The organism is Burkholderia sp. Ac-20345, from assembly GCF_017104825.1.
Lineage (GTDB): Bacteria > Pseudomonadota > Gammaproteobacteria > Burkholderiales > Burkholderiaceae > Burkholderia > Burkholderia lata_B.
The window spans coordinates 1-20,537 of record NZ_JAAGPO010000013.1 but is presented as its reverse complement, the minus strand read 5'-3'; the positions used below and the strand labels follow the sequence as shown (position 1 = coordinate 20,537).

The window sequence follows — 20,537 nt, the reverse complement described above, 5'->3', positions numbered from 1 at the left end:
CGCCCGCCGGACGGCGAGCGCCGGATCATGAACGTCGCGGCAATTTCGCCGCCTGCGGCCATCGACCCTATCGCGGCGCCAGTGCCGCGCGCGGCCCGGATCGTATTGAGTGCCAATTCGCTGACATGCCGGCGCGGGCGATGGCCCGCCAAAGGCACGTCGATGCGCCCGCAAGCATCGACCGTCTCGCGCCCGGGACGCTATGGGATCGCGGCTACGGTCTCGTAGTCGGCCTGAGCCGGCCGATTCGTCAAGTCACCGGCGGCGCGTGCCCATGATCCCCCAGCCCCCGAGCGTCGTCGTATTCCCGCGAAATATCCTTGTTCGTATAGTCCCCGAGCTTCGATGCGGCGACCACGCTCAGCACCGCACACACCAGCACGTACGCCGCGATCGCGTACCCCGAGTGGTAGTAGGCAAACAGCGCCGTTGCAATCAGCGGTGCCGGGCCACCGGCAATGACGGACGCGAGCTGATAACCCATCGACGCGCCGCTATACCGCAACCGCCCCGTGAACGACTCGGCAATCAATGCGGCCTGCGGTCCATACATCATCGAATGCGGAACCAGCGACAACACGATGGCCACGAAGATCCATACCGGATTCCGGCTGTCGACCATCGCGAAGTAGATGAATCCGAACACGCCGGCGGCCGCCGCACCGATCATGTACATCCGCCGCCGCCCGATCAGGTCCGACACGTGCCCGAACAGCGGAATGGTGAAGAACTCGACCACGGATGCGGCCAGCACCGCCGCCAGCAGCAGTTCGCGCGTGACGCCCAGCGCCGTGATCCCGTAAGTGAACACGAACGCCGTATAGATATAGAAGGGCGCCTGTTCGGCCATCCGCGCGAATGCCGACAGCACGATATCCCTCGGCTGCTTGCGCAGCACTTCGAGCATCGGCGTCTTCTCGATCCGACGCTCGGCCAGCAGCTTCGCGAAGATCGGCGTCTCGAGAATGTTCAGGCGGATGTAGAGTCCGATCGCCACCAGCACGATGCTGAGGAAAAACGGCACGCGCCAGCCCCACGCGAGGAAAGCGCTGCCGGAAATCCAGCTCATGGCCAGTACGGCAAGGTTGGCGAGGAACAATCCCGCCGGCACGCCGAATTGCGGCCACGACGCGACGAAACCGCGATGCGCATTGGTGCGCGCCCACTCCATCGACATCAGGACCGAGCCGCCCCATTCGCCACCCACGCCGACGCCCTGGATGAAGCGCAGTACCGTGAGGATGACGGCGCCCCAGATGCCGATCGCGGCGTAGGGCGGAACGAAGGCCACGGCGAACGTGGCGAGCCCCATCAGCAACAGGGTCACGATCAGTGTGGCCTTGCGTCCGATACGGTCGCCGTAATGGCCGAAGATCGCCGCGCCGACCGGGCGTGCGACAAAGCCGACGGCATAGATCAGGAACGCCTGAAGCGTGCCGACGAGTGGATGGGATTGCGGGAAATACAGCTTTGCGAAGACCAGGCCGGTGACCGTGCTGTAGAGGAAGAAGTCATACCATTCGATCGTGGTGCCAATCGTGCTGGCGATGACGGCGCGGTGCAACTGGCGCCGGGCTTCCTCGTCGGAGAGGGGCGTGGCCGCGGATTGCATGGCAGCCATTTTGATATCTCCCGAAAAAGGGCGATAGAGAAATAAACCATACGCCCCGCGACAGGTTCCGGCAAGCGCGAGCCGGGAATGACTCCCGCAGCTCACGGGTTTTCATTCAGTGATCCTTATGTATCATTCCGTGATATTAAATCGGCATTCGCTACGGCGCGATGAGGTTGGCGCGATTTGCGTTCAGCTGGAGGCTCGTCCTGTGCCGAGCACGGGCATCGCTTCAGCACAGGCGAGCGGATCGTTTGTCGTCGCGTGGACGATATCGGAGCCCGCCGATCGCAGCGGCCTCTCGTCGGCGGTCGATGCAGAGCATGCTATGTGCGAAGGCCGCGTTGATGCCAAGGCCAGTGGGTCGGTCACTGGTTGCATTCTTCGCTGCAATCAATTCGATCGAACCCGAAAGCGAGCGGTAACCCGGTTACGCGGATCTCGCCGCCCGGCTTCGATCCAGGTGAAACGCGCCCGCCGGACGGCGGGCGCATGACGACGCGCGACGAGCGTGTCTCTTCGCTAGCGAGTGACTTGCTGGTGGCCGGTTCCGTTTCGGCAACTTTCACGACGGGCTGCAAGCCGGTCACGAGCGGGCTCGCGCCCGCCGGGCCGCGCATGCTGACACCGACCCGTGTCCTGGCGAAGTGGTGCCGAGGACCGACCGGGGCAACCGCGGCTTCCGCGCAGTTCCTCGGAGAGACCGATATCTACTTCACGTCGCGAGCCACGCGAAATCCGTTTGCCGAAAAACGTACGCTGCTGTCGTATTTGAAGCGTGTCGAGACCGGCATGTAGGTCGCACCGTCCCTCCACGAACCACCGCGGATCACGCGTACCTGGCAATTCGGCTCGTCCCACGAGCGCCCGTCGGCCGGGGCATTCTTGTACGAGTTGTGCCAGCAATCGCTGACCCATTCCCACACGCCGCCCGCCATGTCGTAGAAGCCGAGAGGATTGGCCGCGAACGTGCCGACGTCAGCGGGTGCATCGGCACGCCACGGTGGGCCGCAGTCCTTGCAGTTTGCGTTGCCCGGGTGCATCTCGTTGCCCCACCAGTAGCGCGTTGCGGTGCCGCCTCGCGCCGCGAATTCCCATTCAGCCTCGGTCGGCAGCCGGTAAGACTTGCCACTTATTTTCGCTAACCACTTCACGTACAGTTGCGCATCGTCCCAACTCAAATCGCGCGCGGGTGCGTTCGCTACCGTATTGCTGTCACTGGGCAGGCGCGGACAGGCACCCGCATCGCGGCACGCGTTCCATTGCGCGACAGTCACCACGTACTTCGCGAGCGCGAAAGAATGATCGAGCGTCACGCGATGCGCAGGTTTTTCCGACGAATCGCCGGAATTGCTACCCATTGCGAAGGCCCCTGGACTGACCGCCAGCATCGTCGGGCATGCGGCGCAATCCCGGATTTCATTGGCGGCCGCCGCCCCTTTCGGTGGGGGGGCCGATGGCGCCGCCACCGCAACGGGAGGCGGTGCTTTCGGCGGTGAGCTGGCCGTGTGCGCCGGCTGCGCCGACGTCGATGCTGGCGGCGCAGGAGCCGGAACGGGGGCGGGCGTGGGGCTCGCCGTCCGCGCGGGCGCAGGCGCAGGTGCGGACGCCGCAGGCGCCTTGGGCGCGGCTGCGCGCAGTCGTGTGAGACGGGCCTGCGCCAACTGTGCGAAGCGGCCGTTCGGGTAAGTCTTCAGATAGGCCTCGTAATCGCCTGCCTCCTTGCTGTCCTTGATCGACTCCCAGAACGTAATTTCATACTGTTCGGAGCTGTCTTTCGGCATCACGCCCCGGCTATCGAGCGCGACGGATCCGACGTCCGCCAACACGTCGGATCCTTGCTCCGTGCCGCCGCCGGAATGCACCACGCCGGTTCCTGTACGACGCGCCCCGCTGAACGCGAACGTCCCTGCCGCATCGGAAAGGGAAGACGCGATCCAGGGCATCTGCCGATACCCGGTGGCGCGTTCGACCAGCGCGCCGGCACGGTCGAAGACCTGTGCGATCCCGAGCCCCGGCAACGCGAGCGTCTTCAGCAGCGCCGCCGTGTAGACACCGTGCGTTGCACCGTCGGCCGCACCTTCGCCAGGCGCTGCCGCGTAGGCGACGAGCGTATGCGGCGGCGGCTTGCGGGGTGCCATGTTGCCGGCACCGGGCGGCGCGATCAGGCAGGAATCCAGAATGATCAGATCAATCCGTTCGCCGTGCGGCCGCGAGGTCGCGTCGAACACGGTTTGCAGATCGATACCCGTTCGCGACAGGCTGGCCGGAGAACCGACGTCGGCATCGACCGGCGCAAGCCATGTCGTTCCACCCGCGCTGGCGCCGTGGCCCGCAAAATAGACCAGCGCGGTGCCGCCGGCCGCGATGTGGTGCTCGAACGCGGCCAGCCCGTCGAGCATTTGCTGCCGGGAAGCGTCGTGCAACGTGATGACGTCGAAGCCGAGCGCCTGCAGCGCATCGCCCATTGCATCGGCATCATGGACGGGGTTGGCGAGCGGATGGTCACGATAGGCGCCGTTGCCGATGACGAGCGCGACGCCATGCGGTTCGATCGACCCGGCGCGCGCGGACGCTGCCGGCGGCACCGAAAAAGGACGCAGGTCCTCGCCGGAGCAGGTGCTCGATGTCACGGAGATCGACGCAAACAGGCATGCGGGCAAGAGTATTCGCCACATATTCAGCCCCCCAGGGTGCGCCGTCGGACGAGGTGCCGAAGGCGGAGCGCAGCCGTTGCCGGGTGTCCGGCCGCGGCGCGCGTATTGCCGGCTTGCGGCTGCCGCGGGCACGGAGGGACACATTCAAGATAGCACGTGCGCTCGGCGGCGATCACCGGATCCACCCGGGGTTTTCGCGAAAAACAGACATATGCGTACACGCATCGGCGCTGGCCTGTCACCCATGGACATCGCTATGTGTCTTCCGGTCGATTACGTCCTAAGCTGTTAGACACGCTCCACTGTCCGACGCCGCGCGCCGCCACCAACGCGAGGAGCAACACGATGCGAAGAAGGGCTACGTTGTTGGCTTTGGCCGCCACCGTCCTGGCGCCGCGGATCGCGTTTGCCGCCGGACGTACGCCGTCGCCGCCCGGCGCCGAGGCATACATCATCTGGCCGTCGGACGGTGCGACGATCACGGGCGGCAAGTTCTGGGTGCGCATGGGCCTGCGCAACATGGGCATCTGCCCGAAAGGCATCGAGCGGCCCAACGTGGGCCATCATCATTTGCTCGTCGATACCGATCTCCCGCCGCTCGACCAGCCGATACCGTCGGACCGGAATCATCTCCATTACGGCGCCGGCCAAACCGAGGCGCGCATCGAGCTTCCCCCCGGCAAGCACACGCTGCAGCTGCTGATGGGAGACCACGACCACGTGCCGCACGATCCGCCGGTGTATTCGAAGAAGATCACGATCACGGTCAAGTAGCGTGCCATGCCGCGCCTGCCGCACGAACCGGGAATTGCCGCCATGAACAAGCTCATCCTCTTCGCCGTTGCCGTCACGCTGCTATGGACGGGCGCGACGACCGCGGAGACCAGCACGCATCCCCCGAAGGCCGTCGTCTACATCGGATGGCCCAACGATGGCCAGGTGCTGCCGGCCGGACGTCCGTTCCGGGTGTGGTTCGGCTTGCGCGACATGGGAGTCGCGCCGTCGCATGTGCAGTTTCCGAACACGGGCCACCATCACCTGCTGGTCGATACCGACCTGCCGCCGATGGACCAGCCGATTCCGTCCGACCGGAATCACCTGCATTTCGGCGCGGGCGAGACCGAAACCACGCTGGATCTCCCTCCGGGCAAGCACACGCTGCAGTTGCTGATGGGCGACGCCAATCACGTGCCGCACAATCCCCCCATCTACTCGAAGAAAATCACGGTCTACGTGAAGTGACGTCGCGCACGCCGATCTTCGGTCGTGTGGCCTGGGGTGCGCACGCTCAAGCTTCCGCAAGTGTCGGTGTGTTCCCGACATCCTGAGCCGGAACTGTCGGCAACGACCCATCACGCATCCTCGGTCCGTGTGCCGCGCACACGTCGCTTCCCCTCCGTCTTCGTCGCCCGGCCCCGCGCCGGCAAGCCGTCCAGCAAGATTTCCGCCGGTCCGGCGAGCGGCTGGCACGCCCCATGCGGTATGAGACACGAGCGTGCAACGCTGCAGCACGAACACCAACACATCCACCCGATCCCGCATCGTCGCCGCGTTCCCCCGAAGGAGCCGATCGTGAACACCCACCTGTCGCCGACAGCCACGCGCAACTGCCGCGGTCTCATGCGTTCGCTGGCCCGCATGGCCGGTTCCGCCGGCGCGTGCGCGGCGTTGCTGTCCGGATGCATGGACCTGAACATGCCCGTCTACCAGCGCCCGGAGATGCCGGCAAAGACCACCTGGGCACACGCGCACGGGCCGGTATCCGCGTCGGACACGGTCAATGCCGACTGGTGGAAGAGCTTCGACGATCCGTATCTCGACGCACTCATCGACAAGGCCATCGCGGGCAACGCCGATATCAGGGTGCTGGCGGCTCGCATCGGCGTGGCCGGCGCGCAGGTCGGCGAAGTCCAGGCCGGCGCGCTGCCGAGCGCCGACCTCGGCGCGGGCGTGGACTTCGAGAAGAACACGCATCAAGCGCCGTCGAGGACCTACAACCTCGGTAGCCAGGTGAACTGGGAGATCGACATCTGGGGCAAGGTCGAGAAAGGCGTGCAGGCGCAGAAGGCCGAGTATCACGCGACCGAGGCCGACTGGCGCGCGGGCTACCTGACGCTCGTCGCCGACGTGTCGAGCACGTACTTCGAGATCCTCCAGTTCGACGACCAGATCGAACAGGAACAGCGCACGCTCGACAAGAACCGGAAGATCCTCGCGATCTACCAGTCGATGCTGGCGAACGGCATCGCGCCGCAGACGGAAGTCCTGCGGCAGAGCGCGGAGATCAACGGGCTGGCGAACCAGCTGATCGAGCTGCACCGATCGCGCGACACGGCCGAGAACGCGCTCGCGACGCTGCTGGGCGTGCCGGCCGGCGAATTCAGGATGCCTGCCGGCCATCTCCGGCAGCGCGTCAAGCTGCCGGACGTGCCGATGGGGCTGCCCGCGCAACTGCTCGCGCGCCGACCGGATGTCGTCGCCGCGCAGTATCGTGTGCTCGAATCGTATGACGAAGTGGGGGCGGCGAAGCTGGCGCAACTGCCGTCGATCAGCCTGACGGGGCGCGGCGGCACCGCGGCGTTTGCACTGTCGGATCTCTTCAAGGCATTCACGTTCAGCTTCCTGCCGAGCATCAACCTGCCGATGTTCGACCCGGGCGTGCGCGCGCACATCAAGACGACCGACGCGCAGACGAAGGTCGCCGAGCAACAGTACCGGCAGACCGTGTTCACCGCGTTCAAGGAAGTGGAAAACGCGCTCGTCGATCTCGACGCGCACAAGCAGCAGCGCGTGCAGCTTCAGCAGCAGAGCGAGCGTCTGCGCACCGTCGCCGCGCAGGTCGAGGCGCAGCTCAAGGAAGGGCTCGTGTCGCAGCTCGAGGTGCTCGAATCGGAACGCTCGGTGGCATCCGCGGAACTCGCGCTGCTCGCGAATCATCAGCAGATTCTGAGCGACACGGTCACGCTCTACAAGGCGATCGGCGGCGGCTGGCGCGCGGTCGAAATCTCGAATGCAAGCAGCGAGCCCGTCCGGCAAGCGATGCAATGAACACGCCAGCCTTGCGTCACTGCGCGATCGGTGCCAGCCGATTGACTACCGTCATCCGTCGCCTAAACTTTTTTCACGATCGTGCCGCCATGTGCCGTGGCGGCGCGGCTTCACCCAGGTGGTTCGAAAGCGCGTCGCGCTTCCTGCGCGGCGCGACCATTGGCGGGCGCATGTCGATCGTTGGCAGAATCATGATTCCAGACGCCGCTTCGATTGCCGAGAAACAGGCCGCGCTCGACCGGCAGTTCGACATCGTGCTCAAGCCGGTTTCCGATCCGGAACTGAGCGAGATCCGGATCGACAAGGCGCTGTTCGCCGTCGGGCGCACGAACACGCCGTTCGCGTCCGCGCGCCCCGAGCGGGTGGCCGACCTGTCGCGCCGGCATGCGCGCATCTTCCTTGAAGATGGCGCGGCCTATGTCGCCGATCTCGGCAGCAAGAACGGCACGGCCGTCAACGGCGTCGATGTCGGCGACAAGCCGCACTTGCTGCGCGACGGCGACGAACTGCGCTTCGCCGGCGCGCTGGCATACCGCGTCTCGTTCGTGCCGCGTGCGACGCATCAGCCGGCACGGCCGGCCATCGTCACGCTGGCGCCGGAGCGCGGCGATCTCGGCCTGCAACCGGTCATCATTACCGCCTTCCCGTTTCTCGTGAGCAAGACCGACGACACGTTCGCCTGCTACCGGAACGCGTATCCGCATCAGGTCAACTATCTGTCGCGGCGTCATGCGCACATCTACGTGCAGGACGGCGACGTATTCGTGGAAGACCTCGGCAGCACGAACGGCACGTTCGTCGACGGGCGGCGTCTCGACGAGCATGCGGTGCCGCTCGACGACGGCGCGATGCTCGCGTTCGGCGGCGATCATTTCGTTTATCGCGTCGGCCTGCAGCGCGAGCCGGGGCCGGACTCGACCGTGACGGCCACGTCGCCGCCCGGCGCCGCCGCGAATGGGGCCGCCGTGGACCCCGACCGGACGACCTTCGTCGATACCGCGCATTCGTTCCTCGACATCTTCTGCACGGTTCCGGCCGTCCAGCAGGACGACGAGATCAACCCGCACGCCGCGCATGGTGCCGCCGAAACCGCGCATGACGCGCGCCGCCGGCGCGGCAGGGCCGAAGTCTTCCTGTCGGAGTTGAGCGAGGCGTTCGGCGGTAGCGGGCACGTCAACCTGCGCCGGCTCGGCTGGTGGAGCGGCGGGCTGCTCGCGGCGCTCGTCCTGCTGCTCGCGACGCTGTATTTCCACGACGCGCCGTTGCGCGAGATGCACGCGATGCTGGCGCGCGGCGACACGGCGCAGGCGACACAACTCGCCGACCGCTATCTCGCGAGCCATCCGGACGACCCGGCGTTCCGCGCGCTCGGTACCGAGGCACTCGTCCGCTCGAAAGTGCCGGACTGGATTGCCGCGATGAACGTGCGTGCGTTCGACCGCGCCCGCGCCGTCGTGCAGGACATGCGCACGCTGGCCCGCCATAACGCCGACGCACGGCCGCTCGTCGACGAAGTGGCGTGGATCGGCGAACTGCAGGCATTCGTTGCGGGGCGCGGCGGGGCGGAAGCGCCGATCCGCATCTATCGCGACGAAGCGCCGATCAAGGCATTGACCGGCCGCTGGAACGCCGACCCGGGTGCGCATCAGCGGCTGCTCGACCGGATTTCGTCATACGTTCCCGCGTTCGGCGTGCTGTATGCCGACGCGCTCAGTCAGTTGCGCAAGCTGCAAAGCGACAACTCCGTCTATGTGGCCGCGCTCGAGCGGTTGCAGCGCGCGATCGCGTCGGCACTCGACGACGACCGGCTCGACGCGCTCCCGGCGCTGCTCGCCGATAACGAGCAGCGCTATCCGCGCCTCGGCGGCCTCGATGCCGTGCGCGCCGATCTGCAGCAGTACCTGCAGTTCGAGAGCGACGCACGGGCCGGGCACGGACCGGCCGTACTGGATCGCCTCAAGCAGTTCCGCTTCGCGACGCCGCAATTCGCTGCACATGTCGCGACGCTGGAACGGCTCGCTTCGTCGGGAGGGCGCGGTGAAGCTCGACAGTCTCCTTAAGCGCGCGCGGCAGGCAACGCCGCCCGAACCGCCGCGCTCGCTGGGTGAGGCGCTGGAGGATCACAGCGTCGAAGGCATCGCGATCCTGACCGCGCGGCCATGGCGGCTCACGCAGGCGACCATCATCGCGATGGTCGGGCTCGTCGTGTGTGCACTGCTGTGGTCGTTCGTCGGCCGCGCCGACGTGATCGTGACCGCGCAGGGTGCGCTCGCGCCGGAGTCCGAGGTGCGCCGCATTTACGCGCCCGTCGACGGCGAGCTGGTGGACATCTATATCGCCGAGGGTCAACCGGTCGAAAAGAACGACGTGATCGGCCGGATCAACGCGCGCGGCGCGATCGAGGCTGCGACCAACGCGCTCGATGCACGCCTCAAGCTCGACGACGCGGAACGCGAATGGAAGCAGTTTCCGGACAAGAAGCAGTTGATGGAGCGCAAGGCCGAGGCCCTCAAGCAACAGATCGAGGTCGAGGAGCACCTGCACCAGAACCGCATGGCCGAAGGCACCAGCAAGCTCGCGCAATCGCAGCGGGCCCAGATCGACGAAGCGCGCAGCAATATCGACAACGCGCGCCACGCACTCGATCTCGCGAAGGACGAACAGGACAAATACGCGCGCCTGTTCGCGCTGCCCGGCGGCGGCGGCGTGTCGCAGAGCCAGGTGGAGCAGAAGCGCAGCGCCTACCTGCAGGCCCAGGACAGCTACCGCGTCGCGCAGGCGCGGCTGTCGCAGCTCGAGGCGCAGCAGAGCCACGAGTTCGCGCAGGCGAAAGCGCAACTCGAGGGCAGCGGCGAGACGCTGGCCGGGTTGCGCATCCAGTACGACGCGACCTTGCGCGACATCGCGAACACCGAAGAGAAGCTGCGCCTGCAGGTGCAGACGGCGCGCCTCGCCGCGGATGCCGCCGCGCGCATCCGCTTCGAGAACATCGACAAGGACAATTTCCTGCTCGTGCTCGCGCCTGTCTCCGGCGTGATCACCGATGTGACCACGACGCAGCCCGGCGACAAGATACTCGCCAACACACCGCTCGGCAGCATCGCGCCGTCCGATGCGCGGCCGGTGGTGAAGGTCGCGATCGCGGAGCAGGACCGCGCGTTCCTGCATGAAGGCTTGCCCGTGAAGCTCAAGTTCAATGCGTTTCCGTATCAGCGCTACGGCGTGATCGACGGCACGCTCGAGTACATCTCGCCGGCGACGAAGCCGCAGGCGCAGACGAAGGAACCCGTCTACGAAGGCCGCGTGGCGCTTGGGCGCAACGCGTACACGATTGCCGGCACGAAATACCCGCTGCGCTACGGGATGACGGCCACCGCTGAAATCGTGGTGCGCGAGCGCCGCGTGATCGGGTTTGCGCTGGACCCGTTCAGGCAGATCGCGGGCTGATGGCGCCTGCCACGGCGTAGCGGCATAGCGACGCGGAGGCAGGGGGTGAGACGAGGCACCGGCGGCGAATCAGGGCGATCGCCGCTTACAGGACCAAGGGGAACGACATGACGGCAATAGTGCGTATCGACGACGAGGTGATCGGCACCGACGACTTCATCCGCGTGCTGAAGCTCACCGGGCAGTTCGAGGGCCTCGTCGAGCAGCAGGTTCGCGACCGGCTGACGGTGATCGCGGCGCGGAAGATGGGCATGCAGGTGACGCCGGAGGAAATCCAGGAGCGTGCCGACCAGTTTCGCCGCGTGCGCGGCCTGCACCGCGCCGCGGACATGAACCGCTACCTGGACGTGTTCGGCGTCAGTCTCGACGAGTTCGAGCGCTTCATCACCGACACGCTGTACCAGGAAAAGACGCTCGACACGGTGTGCAGCGACGCGGCCGTCGAAGCGTACTTCAAGCTCAATTCGCCGAAGTTCGACAGCATCGAGGTCAGTCACATCGTGCTGGATTCGGAAGGCAAGGCCCGCGAAATGATGGCGATCCTGGAGGACGACCCGGACTGCTTCGGCGACATGGCGCACGAGCATTCGATCGCCGACACGAGCGAGCGCGGCGGCGTGATCGGCAAGGTGCTGCGCGGCTCGCTGAAGACGGATATCGAGGCCAAGGTGTTCAACGCGCGGGTAGGGGACCTGCTCGGGCCGTTCGCGGCGCCCGACGGCGCGTTCTTCGAGATCTTCTCGGTTACCGCCAAACACCCGGCCACGCTGGACGCCGACGTCGCGTCGGAGGTGCGTCGCCTGCTGCGCGAGGAGTGGCTCGCCGAGCGCGCGCAGGAACACGTCATCGACGCACGCTGATCACGGAGACCCGCAGCAATGGACGCACACGCCCCCGCCCCGGCCAGCATCCCGCCGCTCGCGGAGTTTCTCGCGTCGGTGGAGCCGCTGTCGCTCTTCTCGCCCGAAGAACTCGATCGCATGGCCGCGCAGGCGCAGGTGCGCACCTACGCGTTCGGCGACACCGTCTGCAATCGCGGCGAGCCGGCCGAGGGGCTGTATGTGCTGCGTTTCGGGTCCGTGCGCCTGATCGCCGACGAGCGCGGCAAGGAAACCAGCGTCGGCGTGCGCAAGGAACGCGAGGTGTTCGGTGAAATGGCGATGCTGCGCGACTACTGGCACGAGGTGTCGGTGCGCGCGTCGACGAAGACCGAGGTACTGTGCATCCCGCGCAGCGCGATCGAGCCGATCCTGCGCGACAATCCCGCCGCGCAGGCGTTCGTGACGAGCTATGTCGCGATCAGCTCGGCCGGCGGGTTCGTGACGCGGCTGTTCGACCTGCGCGGCAAGCTGACGCGCGCCGAGCTCGAGGAGTACGTGTCGAGCGTCGGCGTGAAGCGCGTGGCGGCCGGCAAGGAGATCGTCCGGCAGGGGCCGGGCGGCGACCTCCGGCTGTATGTCGTGCGCCAGGGCGAGGTGAGCGTCTCGTGCCACGAGGACGGCAACGACTATCCGCTCGCGACGCTCGGCGCGGGCGAGATTTTCGGCGAGCGCGCGTGCCTGCTGCGACAGGAGCAGGCGGCGACCGTCACCGCCGTCACCGACACGCGTCTGCTCGTCATTCCGGAAAAGACCGTGCACTTCATGCTCGAGCGCAACCCGAAACTGCGCGAGGTGCTCGAGGAGCGCATCCGCTTCGTCGAGCAGGAACTGAAGCGGCAGAAGAAGCTCGCCGAACGGCGTCGCCACCCGCTGCAGATCGATATCGGCGCAGATGCCGCGTTCGGCGAGCGCATGATCAAGCGTTTCGTGCTGGTCGAGCAGGCCGAGGAAATGGATTGCGGGGCGGCGTGCCTCGCGATGATCTGCCGTCACTACGGCGTCGCGATGACGCTCGGCAAGCTGCGCGATCTCGCGAACGTGACGACGCAGGGCGCGACGCTCGACAGTCTCGCGCGCACCGGCGAGGCGGTCGGCTTCGCGACGCGCGGCGTGCAGTGCACATACGAGGCGCTGCTCGGGTTCGACCTTCCGTTCATCGTGCACTGGGAGGGATACCACTACGTCGTCGTGTACGGTGTGTCGAAGTCGTGGGTGCGGATCGCCGATCCGGCGCTCGGCTTCCGGAAGCTGAGCGTCGAGGCCTTCGAGCGCGGCTGGAGCGGCACGTGCCTGCTGTTCACCGCGAGCGGGCCGGCCGCGGCGCCGGCCGAGTCACGTTCGCCATGGGTGCGCTTCATCGGCTATCTGCGCCCTTACAGGAAGATCCTCGCGCATCTGTTCCTGGCGACCTTCGTGATCCAGGTGCTGGGCGTCATACCGCCGATCATCATCCAGAGCATCCTGGACGGCGTGATCGTGCACCAGAACGTCAGCCTGCTGCACCTGCTGATTGCGGGGCTCGTCATTTCACACGTGTTTACCCAGCTGATGACGACGATCCGCGCGCATCTTTCCAATTTCATGGTGCGCAGTCTCGACTTCGCGATGATGTCGCAGTTCTATAAACATACGATGTCGCTGCCGTATTCGTTCTTCGCCCGCCGCAAGAGCGGGGACGTGTTCGCGCGCTTCCAGGAGAACCAGACGATCCGCGCGTTCCTGACGGAGTCCACCGTGACGACCGCGCTCAATCTCCTGATGATCTTCATCTACTTCACGATCATGTTTCTCTACAACGTGAAGATGACGCTGGTGCTGATCGCCTTCGTGATCCCGATCATGGCGCTCACGGCGCTCGCGACCCCGAAGCTGAAAGGCTATGCGCGCGAGGTGTTTGCCGCGTCCACCGATGCGAAGTCGCTGCTGATGGAGACGCTCGGGGGCGTCGAGACCGTGAAAGGCATGGGTATCGAACGCTCGGTACGGCTGAAGTGGGAGCGCAAGTATGCGAAGGCGCTCGACGTCCAGTATCGTGCGCAGGCTTTCAATATCGTGGTGGCGCTGTGCAGCCAGCTGCTGAATGCGGCCACCACCATCGTGATCCTGTGGGTCGGCGCGAACCTCGTGCTCGCGCATGAACTCAGCATCGGGCAGCTGATCGCCTTCAATGCGTTCATGGGCAGCGTGCTGGCGCCGCTGATGGGGCTCGTCGGCATGTGGAGCCTGATGAACGATGCGGCGGTGGCGATGGAGCGGCTCGGCGACGTCCTCGACATCGAGCCCGAGCAGCAGCCGGCCGAGCTGGCCTCGCGCGTGCTGCTGCCCGACCTGCAGGGCGACATCAGCTTCGACGGCGTGTATTTCCGCTATGGCGGCAACGAAACGCCTTACGTGCTCGAGAACATCAACTGCACGATCAAGCGCGGCGAGATGGTGGCCATCGTCGGGCGCAGCGGTTCGGGGAAAACCACGCTGGCGAAGCTGCTCGTGGGATTCTATGCGCCCACCGACGGCAAGATCGTGGTCGACGGCTACGACATGAGCGCGATCGACAAGGCTTGCTACCGTGCGCAGATCGGCTACGTGATGCAATCCAATCTGGTCTTTTCCGGATCGATTGCCGAGAACATCGCATGCGGCGACACGAGCCCCGACTGGCGCCGCATGGAGGAGGTCGCCCGGATGGCCGACGCGCATGCATTCATCAGCAAATTGCCGCTCGGCTACGAACAGGTGGTGGGCGAGCGCGGCGTGGGCCTGTCGGGTGGCCAGATCCAGCGGCTCTGCATCGCACGCGCGCTGTATCACGACCCGCGCCTGCTCGTGTTCGACGAAGCAACCTCGTCGCTCGACACGCAGTCGGAGAGCAACATCCTCGCGAACATGCATGAAATCCTGCAAGGGCGCACCGCGGTGATCATCGCGCACCGGCTCAGCACGATCATGCGTGCGGACAAGATCCTCGTCCTGTACGAAGGCGCGATCGTCGAACAGGGCTCGCACGACGAGCTGGTCGCCCTCAAGGGCATGTATTACCAGCTCGTGCAGAAACAGCTGGGTGCCGCATGAAACTCTTCGACCCGCACGGATTCGGCAACTCCGCGATCTCGTATGCCGGCCTGCTCGAGAAGATCGAGATCCTGCGCTCGATGCTGCGCTGGGCACCCAAGCTCGAGCGTGCCGACATCGAGAAGCTGCTCAACCAGGCGAACGTGCTGCGCGACGAAGTCATGCAGATGTCGCGCAAGGAGCGCTTCGTCGAGGCCGCCGTGGCCGCGCCGGAGACACCCGAGGCGCTGGAAGCGGCCGCGCCCCCGGTACAGCGACGCCGACAGGCCCTGATCGAGCGCAGCTTCATCTTCGAGGGCATTTTTGGCGACAATCCGAAGTTGCTCGCTGCGCTCGAAATCGCCGAAAAGGCCGCGCCGACCGACCTTCCGGTGCTGATCGACGGCGAGAGCGGGACCGGCAAGGAACTGATGGCGAAAGTCATCCACGCGAACGGGGCGCGCGCCGACCGCCCCTACATCTCGGTGAACTGCGGCGCGATTCCCGACAACCTGCTCGAATCCGAGCTGTTCGGCCATCGGCGCGGCGCGTTCACCGGCGCGTCGAACGATCGCAAGGGCAAGTTCGAGAGCGCGCATACCGGCACGATCTTCCTCGACGAAATCGGCGAATTGCCGCTGTCGGGCCAGGTCAAGTTGCTGCGTGTCCTGGAGTCGCACGAGATCCAGCGGGTCGGCTCGGACGAGCCGATCAGCGTCGATACGCGCATCGTCGCCGCCACCAACAAGAACCTGCGGCAATTGAGCGAACAGGGGCTCTTTCGCGAGGACCTGTTCTACCGCCTGAGCGTCATTCATCTGACGTTGCCGGCGCTGCGCGAACGGCGCGATGAAATTCCGCTGCTGCTCGCCTACTTCGGCGACGAGGCAGCCGGGGCACTGAAGCGCCGCCCCATCAAGACGACACCGAAACTGCGCGACTTCCTGCTGACCTATGCGTATCCGGGCAACATCCGCGAGCTGCGCAACCTCGTCTACCGGCTGTCGTGCCTGGCCGGCGACATCGCGGATATCGAGCACTTGCCCGAGGACATCCGTCCGAAGGCCGTGTCGGGCGCCGTGCGTGCGACGGATGACGGTGCGCCGGGCAGGCCGATGTCGCTGAGCGACGCGAAGCGCGCGGCAAGCGACGAGGCGGAGCGCGCGTTTCTCGAACGCGGGTTGCAGGAGACCGGCGGAACCGTGGCCGAACTGGCGCGCCGTTGCGAGATGAACCGGTCGCACCTGCAGATGCTGCTCAAGAAGCACGGCATCCGTTCGAAAGCGTTCCGTCATCAGGACGGCGCGGCGCCCGACAAGGACGCGTGAACGTCACGCGCGGCCGCTCGATCGCTCAGCGCTGCACGGCGGGATTGGCGAGCGTCCGATCCGACGCTTCGGGATCGTCGGCGCGGATCACGATGCAGGTGATGTTGTCCCGGCCGCCTTCGCGCAACGCGAGGTCGACGAGCGCGTCCGTTGCGTTCGCGCAATCGCCGCAGGCGAGGGCGGCCGAGATGTCGGCTTCGTCCATCTCGTTGCTCAGTCCGTCGCTGCACAAGAGGAACATGTCGCCGTCGCATACGTCGATGCGTCGTTCGTCGAGATGCAGCTGCTCGGCGGCGCCGACGGCGCGCGTGATCACGTGCTGCGACGGGTGATGGCGCGCCTGCTGTGCGCTCAGGTGGCCCTGGGCCTGCAGTTCCGCGACGTGGCTGTGGTCGAGCGTGAGCTGCGTCAGGTGTGCGTCGCGATAGAGGTAGATCCGGCTGTCCCCGGCCCAGAGCCAGCCGCACTGGCGGCCGCTCGCCAGCAGCACCGCCACCGTGCTGCCGATCAGGCGTACGCCGCGCTCGGCGGCCGATACGCGCAAGCGCACGTTGACGGCATCGAGCGCGGTGCGCGCTGCCTCGATGAAGTCCGCCAGCGTGGCCGGGGCGGGCAGCCGTTCCAGCGCCTGCACGATCGTCCTGCTCGCGAGGTCGCCGGCCGAATGTCCGCCCATGCCGTCCGCAACGGCCCACAGGCCACGGTGCGGCAGCGCGAGGCAATCGTCTTCGTTGATCTCGCGAACCAGGCCCACGTCAGTGCGTGACGCCGAAGTCCATTGCAGTTCTGCACTCACGGCCCGCCATTCCCTTTCGTCCAGTGCCCGCTCATGCCGATAACGGGCAGGTGAACGTGCGTTGCCGGTTGGCATGAAGACGCTAGACGAGCCGGTTCCTGCCGTCCGCGCCGACCCCGACCGCGATGTTCGCGCCGGGCGCCGAGTTCGTGACGTCGACGTTCTGAATCTGGTTGAGAACCTGGTTCGCGTAGAACGTGTTGTACGTCTGATAGAGGTTCACGACGGGCCCGAACGACGGAGCCGGCGGCGCGTAGGGCTGGATCCAGCCGAATACCCACGGCGCGCCTGCGCCGCGGATGAACGACATCGTCTTGCGGTCGATGTCGTGCTGCATGTGAAGGTCGGTAATTGCGAGCGTGGTCATGATGAGTCTCCGAAAGGGGCTGGCCGACGGACCGGGTACCCGATACATGCAAACCCCGTGCCATGCGTGACACAGCCCGCGTACGTTGCCCGGGGGCGTGCGTCGATCCGCTGAGCGCCGCACGCCGCAAGGCAACGCGTCATCGACACGCGTTGCTTGCATGCTAGTGCGTCGCGCCCGGGTCCTGCAATGGTTGTGCGCCAGCCAACAGTCGTGCGCCCGAACGTGGCCGCGAAACCGACACATGCGCCGGCGGACGCAAACGGCTGTCCGGCGCGCCAACTGGTGTTGTCGCACCAACGAACGCTCCCGCAAATGGTTGGCTGCGCGGCGACAGCGCGGCGCCCGGCTCGCCGCGCATCGCCCGTCGAGCGTTGCGCGACGGGCTCCCGGTGATTGGCACGCTTGATGCAGGTTAGTTGGCAACCGGCTAACCCTTATGCAACACGGGCGGCCGCCAACCTGCAGATGGAGCCCGTCATGGAACGCGATCTTCAACCAGCGAACAGCACCGCGCCCTGCGCGGCGGCTGGCGCTGCGGACGCAATCGCGCATGCGGTTTCGCTGCCTGGCAGCGTCGAGGCACTGCCGCTTGGCGCGCACCTGGTTTCCGATCGCGGCTGCTACAGCCATCACGGCATCTATGTCGGCGACGGACGCGTCGTCCACTACGCAGGGCTCTGCACATCGCTGCATCGCGGCCCGATCGAGGAAGTCACGCTCGAACGCTTCGCCGACGGTCACGCGGTTCGCGTCATGCCGCATCCGTCCGCGGCCTATGCGGGGCGCACCGCGGTGCTGCGCGCACGTTCCCGCCTGGGCGAAGACCGCTACCGCCTGCTGACGAACAACTGCGAGCACTTCTGCACGTGGTGTGTGGAAGGGACAGGCCACAGCGAGCAGGTTCGCACGTGCGTCATGCATCCGCGGACGGCATTCCGGTTCGCGCTGTCGGTCTGCCGCGCGTTGCTCGTCGCGCGGCATGCGGGCGGACGGGGTGCCGCAGCCGCCGTCGCCACCGCATGAGCGACGTCGCGACACGTACGACATCGCCACGAGGAGGCTCACATGAACGGGATCGTATCTTCGCTGCGCATGCAGGTCGACAAGTGGCTCGCGCCAAGCGCGCGCGTGCCGGCGCGCGTCGTGCGCTTCAGCCGCATGCCTGCGCAACGGCGGCGCTTTGTCTGCGTCGAGGCCGTGCATCCGGCCGGCACGATCGCCATCTTCTTCTTTCGTCACGACGACGGCTCATGGTGGGTGTTCCCGCCGGCCGACCGGCGGCCAGCGATGACGGCGCGAGCGACCTGAGCGTGCGCGCCGGGTCGAGCGGTGCGTCCGTCAACGCAACAGCGTCGGACGCGCCGGGGGTGCCACGGCTTCGGCCACCGGTGCACGCGCCAACGCAGCATCGCGGGCGTCGGTGTGCAGGTAGGGGAAAGGTTGCGGCGCAAGCATCGTCTGATGCGCGCGTACCTTCGCACCACCGGTGATGGTGGCCATCGCCTGCCTGTCGAGGTCGACGCTTTCGGGAAGATCGTTGATGACGAGCACGCCCATGGTTGGCTCCACGATATCGGACGGGAGAAGGGCAGCCGCGCGGCATCATGCGATGCGCGGGCGTGCCGGGGATCTGTCCAGTATAGGTTCGCCGCACGGCCACGCGCGCCGGAAAATGGAAGGCGGGGCGCAGGCGATGCGGACGGTGAACACCCGAAGCCGGTTCGCGATGAATCTGCCCGAATTCTAGTTCCGGCACCGATTGCACAGGGCGTTACCGCAGACTAGTATGATTTGTTAGACGTCCTGTCAGAAGGCCCGCGGCCGGTGCGGCGCGCAGTCGAATTCGTCTGACGATGACGTGGCGGCGGGATCGATCGTGTCCGGTGCATCGCCGCTACGTCGCGCTGCAGGGTGCCGCCATGGACAGTCCTTGCCCTGGCGGCACCGTGAGGCGCCGTAACGGGTCGGCAAGCTGAAGCTGAGTACACGGCATACGAATGATGAGCTTTGCGGAGCTGATTCAGACATTCCAGAGCGGGACGCTGTCGCAGGACGCGTTCTTCTCGGAGATCGACCGGGTGCTGGCAACCGATCAGGTCGATTGCGCCCGTCTGCGCGAAGTACTCGACCAGACGCAAACCACGCAGCCGCTGTCGGACGATATCTATGCGGAAGTGCTGAAGCGCATCGAGCGATGTCATGACAGAACGGCATCCGCGGGCGACGCAACCCGGATCCACGAGAGCCCGCCTCGGCCGGCGGCGCGTCCGGCCCCTCCGCCCGGGCCGTCGGACGGCGCAATGTCCGTCGACAGCGAACGCGTGAAAGGCATCGGCGATACGCTGAACGGACGCTTCGTGCTGGAGGAGTGCCTCGGCGTCGGCGGGATGGGTACCGTGTACAAGGCGCTCGACCTGCGCAAGCTGGAGGCGTCGGATCGCAAGCCCCACATTGCGATCAAGGTGCTCAACGTGCAGTTTCGCGGCCAGCCGACTTCACTGATCGCGCTTCAGCGCGAAGCCCGCAAGGCGCAGACGCTCGCCCATCGCAACATCGTCACCGTCTACGACTTCGATCGGGACGGTCCGCTCGTCTATCTCACGATGGAGTATCTGTCGGGCCGGCCGCTCAGCAAGGTGCTGCGCGCGCCGGACTTCAAGGGCATGCCGCTCGATGCCGCGTTGCCGATCATTGCCGGCATGGGCCAGGCGCTGGCCTACGCGCACGAACGCGGCTTCGTTCACTGCGATTTCAAGCCTGCCAACGTGTTTCTCACCGACCGTGGCGAAGTGAAGGTGATCGACTTCGGGATCGCACGCGCATTCCAGCGGCGCGACGAGGATCCCGACGTCACCGTGTTCGACCCGGCGAGCCTCGGCGGCATCACGCCGGCCTACGCGAGCCCGGAGATGTTCGAGCATCTCGAGCCGGATCCGCGCGACGACGTCTACGCGCTCGCCTGCGTCACCTACGAATTGCTGACCGGACACCATCCGTTCAACCGGTTGTCGGCCACCCAGGCGCGTCACGACCACTTGCGGCCCGAGCGCCACCCCGGTCTCGATCGCACGCAATGGCGCACCTTGAGCGCCGCGTTGTCGTTCGACCGCGCAACGCGCACGCCCAGCGTCAACCTGTTCCTGGAAGGCATGGGCGTGCTCAAGCGCCCCATGCGTGCATCGGGCGCACGCACCGGGGCGGCCGTGGGCGCTTGCACGGTGGCGGCGATCGCCGTGCTCTGGTACGGCTACCAGGCGCTTTCGCGCAGCGGCGAAAGGCGCCCCGCCGCGGACACGGCCGTGCACGCGTCTGCCGGCGCAGGCAGTGGCGTGACGGCTGGCGCCGCGGCA

16 protein-coding genes are annotated in these 20,537 nt (G+C 66.3%); 11 read left to right on the top strand and 5 right to left on the bottom strand.

The genetic code is table 11. The annotated features are described in order from the left end of the window. Positions 1-250 precede the first annotated feature (250 nt). Both G3O06_RS08565 and G3O06_RS08560 read right to left on the bottom strand, forming a co-directional pair. Positions 251-1,621, bottom strand: a complete 1,371-nt coding sequence (locus G3O06_RS08565) for an MFS transporter (RefSeq protein ID WP_205815760.1) — start codon at positions 1,619-1,621, stop codon at positions 251-253. 701 nt (positions 1,622-2,322) lie between these two features. After that, on the bottom strand, positions 2,323-4,290 hold the full coding sequence (locus tag G3O06_RS08560; protein WP_205815722.1) for an SUMF1/EgtB/PvdO family nonheme iron enzyme: 1,968 nt from the start codon (positions 4,288-4,290) through the stop codon (positions 2,323-2,325). A 324-nt stretch (positions 4,291-4,614) separates the two neighbouring features. Between G3O06_RS08560 and G3O06_RS08555 the strand changes: the two genes are divergently transcribed. The 8 genes from G3O06_RS08555 (at position 4,615) to G3O06_RS08520 (ending at position 16,021) form a co-directional block, all read left to right on the top strand. Next, positions 4,615-5,043 carry a DUF4399 domain-containing protein gene (locus G3O06_RS08555; protein WP_174967220.1) on the top strand — a complete coding sequence of 143 codons (429 nt, stop codon included), beginning with the start codon at positions 4,615-4,617 and terminating at the stop codon, positions 5,041-5,043. Positions 5,044-5,085: 42 nt separating this feature from the next. Next, positions 5,086-5,511: a DUF4399 domain-containing protein gene (locus tag G3O06_RS08550; RefSeq protein WP_174966844.1), complete on the top strand. Its 426-nt coding sequence runs from the start codon at positions 5,086-5,088 to the stop codon at positions 5,509-5,511. A gap of 378 nt (positions 5,512-5,889) precedes the next feature. Continuing rightward, a complete protein-coding gene (locus tag G3O06_RS08545) occupies positions 5,890-7,317 on the top strand; it encodes an efflux transporter outer membrane subunit (protein WP_241019645.1) in 1,428 nt (475 codons plus the stop codon). A 191-nt stretch (positions 7,318-7,508) separates the two neighbouring features. Then, a complete protein-coding gene (locus G3O06_RS49640; protein WP_205815721.1) occupies positions 7,509-9,377 on the top strand; it encodes an FHA domain-containing protein in 1,869 nt (622 codons plus the stop codon). Further along, a complete protein-coding gene (locus G3O06_RS08535; protein ID WP_174966842.1) occupies positions 9,355-10,764 on the top strand; it encodes an HlyD family efflux transporter periplasmic adaptor subunit in 1,410 nt (469 codons plus the stop codon). The genes G3O06_RS49640 and G3O06_RS08535 overlap by 23 nt, the downstream gene beginning before the upstream one ends. A gap of 107 nt (positions 10,765-10,871) precedes the next feature. After that, the gene (locus tag G3O06_RS08530; protein ID WP_174966841.1) at positions 10,872-11,624 is read left to right on the top strand and encodes a peptidylprolyl isomerase; all 753 of its coding nucleotides are present in this window, start codon (positions 10,872-10,874) and stop codon (positions 11,622-11,624) included. Positions 11,625-11,642: 18 nt separating this feature from the next. Then, positions 11,643-14,714 carry a peptidase domain-containing ABC transporter gene (locus G3O06_RS08525; RefSeq protein WP_174996817.1) on the top strand — a complete coding sequence of 1,024 codons (3,072 nt, stop codon included), beginning with the start codon at positions 11,643-11,645 and terminating at the stop codon, positions 14,712-14,714. After that, positions 14,711-16,021, top strand: coding sequence for a sigma-54 dependent transcriptional regulator (locus G3O06_RS08520; protein WP_205815720.1), 1,311 nt, complete (start codon positions 14,711-14,713; stop codon positions 16,019-16,021). The genes G3O06_RS08525 and G3O06_RS08520 overlap by 4 nt, the downstream gene beginning before the upstream one ends. Positions 16,022-16,046: 25 nt before the next feature. Here G3O06_RS08520 and G3O06_RS08515 read toward each other — a convergent pair whose 3' ends face one another. Both G3O06_RS08515 and G3O06_RS08510 read right to left on the bottom strand, forming a co-directional pair. Beyond that, entirely contained in the window at positions 16,047-16,817 is a 771-nt protein-coding gene (locus G3O06_RS08515; protein WP_254608993.1) for a protein phosphatase 2C domain-containing protein, read from the bottom strand. An 82-nt stretch (positions 16,818-16,899) separates the two neighbouring features. Beyond that, entirely contained in the window at positions 16,900-17,184 is a 285-nt protein-coding gene (locus G3O06_RS08510) for a hypothetical protein (protein ID WP_174966837.1), read from the bottom strand. Positions 17,185-17,664: 480 nt separating this feature from the next. On the opposite strand from G3O06_RS08510, the gene G3O06_RS08505 reads away from it, so the two are divergent. Together G3O06_RS08505 and G3O06_RS08500 are read left to right on the top strand one after the other, a co-directional pair. Then, the gene (locus tag G3O06_RS08505) at positions 17,665-18,210 is read left to right on the top strand and encodes a lecithin retinol acyltransferase family protein (protein WP_205815719.1); all 546 of its coding nucleotides are present in this window, start codon (positions 17,665-17,667) and stop codon (positions 18,208-18,210) included. 42 nt (positions 18,211-18,252) lie between these two features. After that, positions 18,253-18,495 carry a hypothetical protein gene (locus G3O06_RS08500; protein ID WP_241019623.1) on the top strand — a complete coding sequence of 81 codons (243 nt, stop codon included), beginning with the start codon at positions 18,253-18,255 and terminating at the stop codon, positions 18,493-18,495. A gap of 30 nt (positions 18,496-18,525) precedes the next feature. Here G3O06_RS08500 and G3O06_RS08495 read toward each other — a convergent pair whose 3' ends face one another. Next, positions 18,526-18,744: a hypothetical protein gene (locus tag G3O06_RS08495; RefSeq protein WP_205815718.1), complete on the bottom strand. Its 219-nt coding sequence runs from the start codon at positions 18,742-18,744 to the stop codon at positions 18,526-18,528. Between the two features lie 440 nt (positions 18,745-19,184). On the opposite strand from G3O06_RS08495, the gene G3O06_RS08490 reads away from it, so the two are divergent. Then, positions 19,185-20,537: serine/threonine-protein kinase (locus G3O06_RS08490; RefSeq protein WP_241019616.1), on the top strand; the 1,353-nt coding region annotated here is incomplete at its 3' end.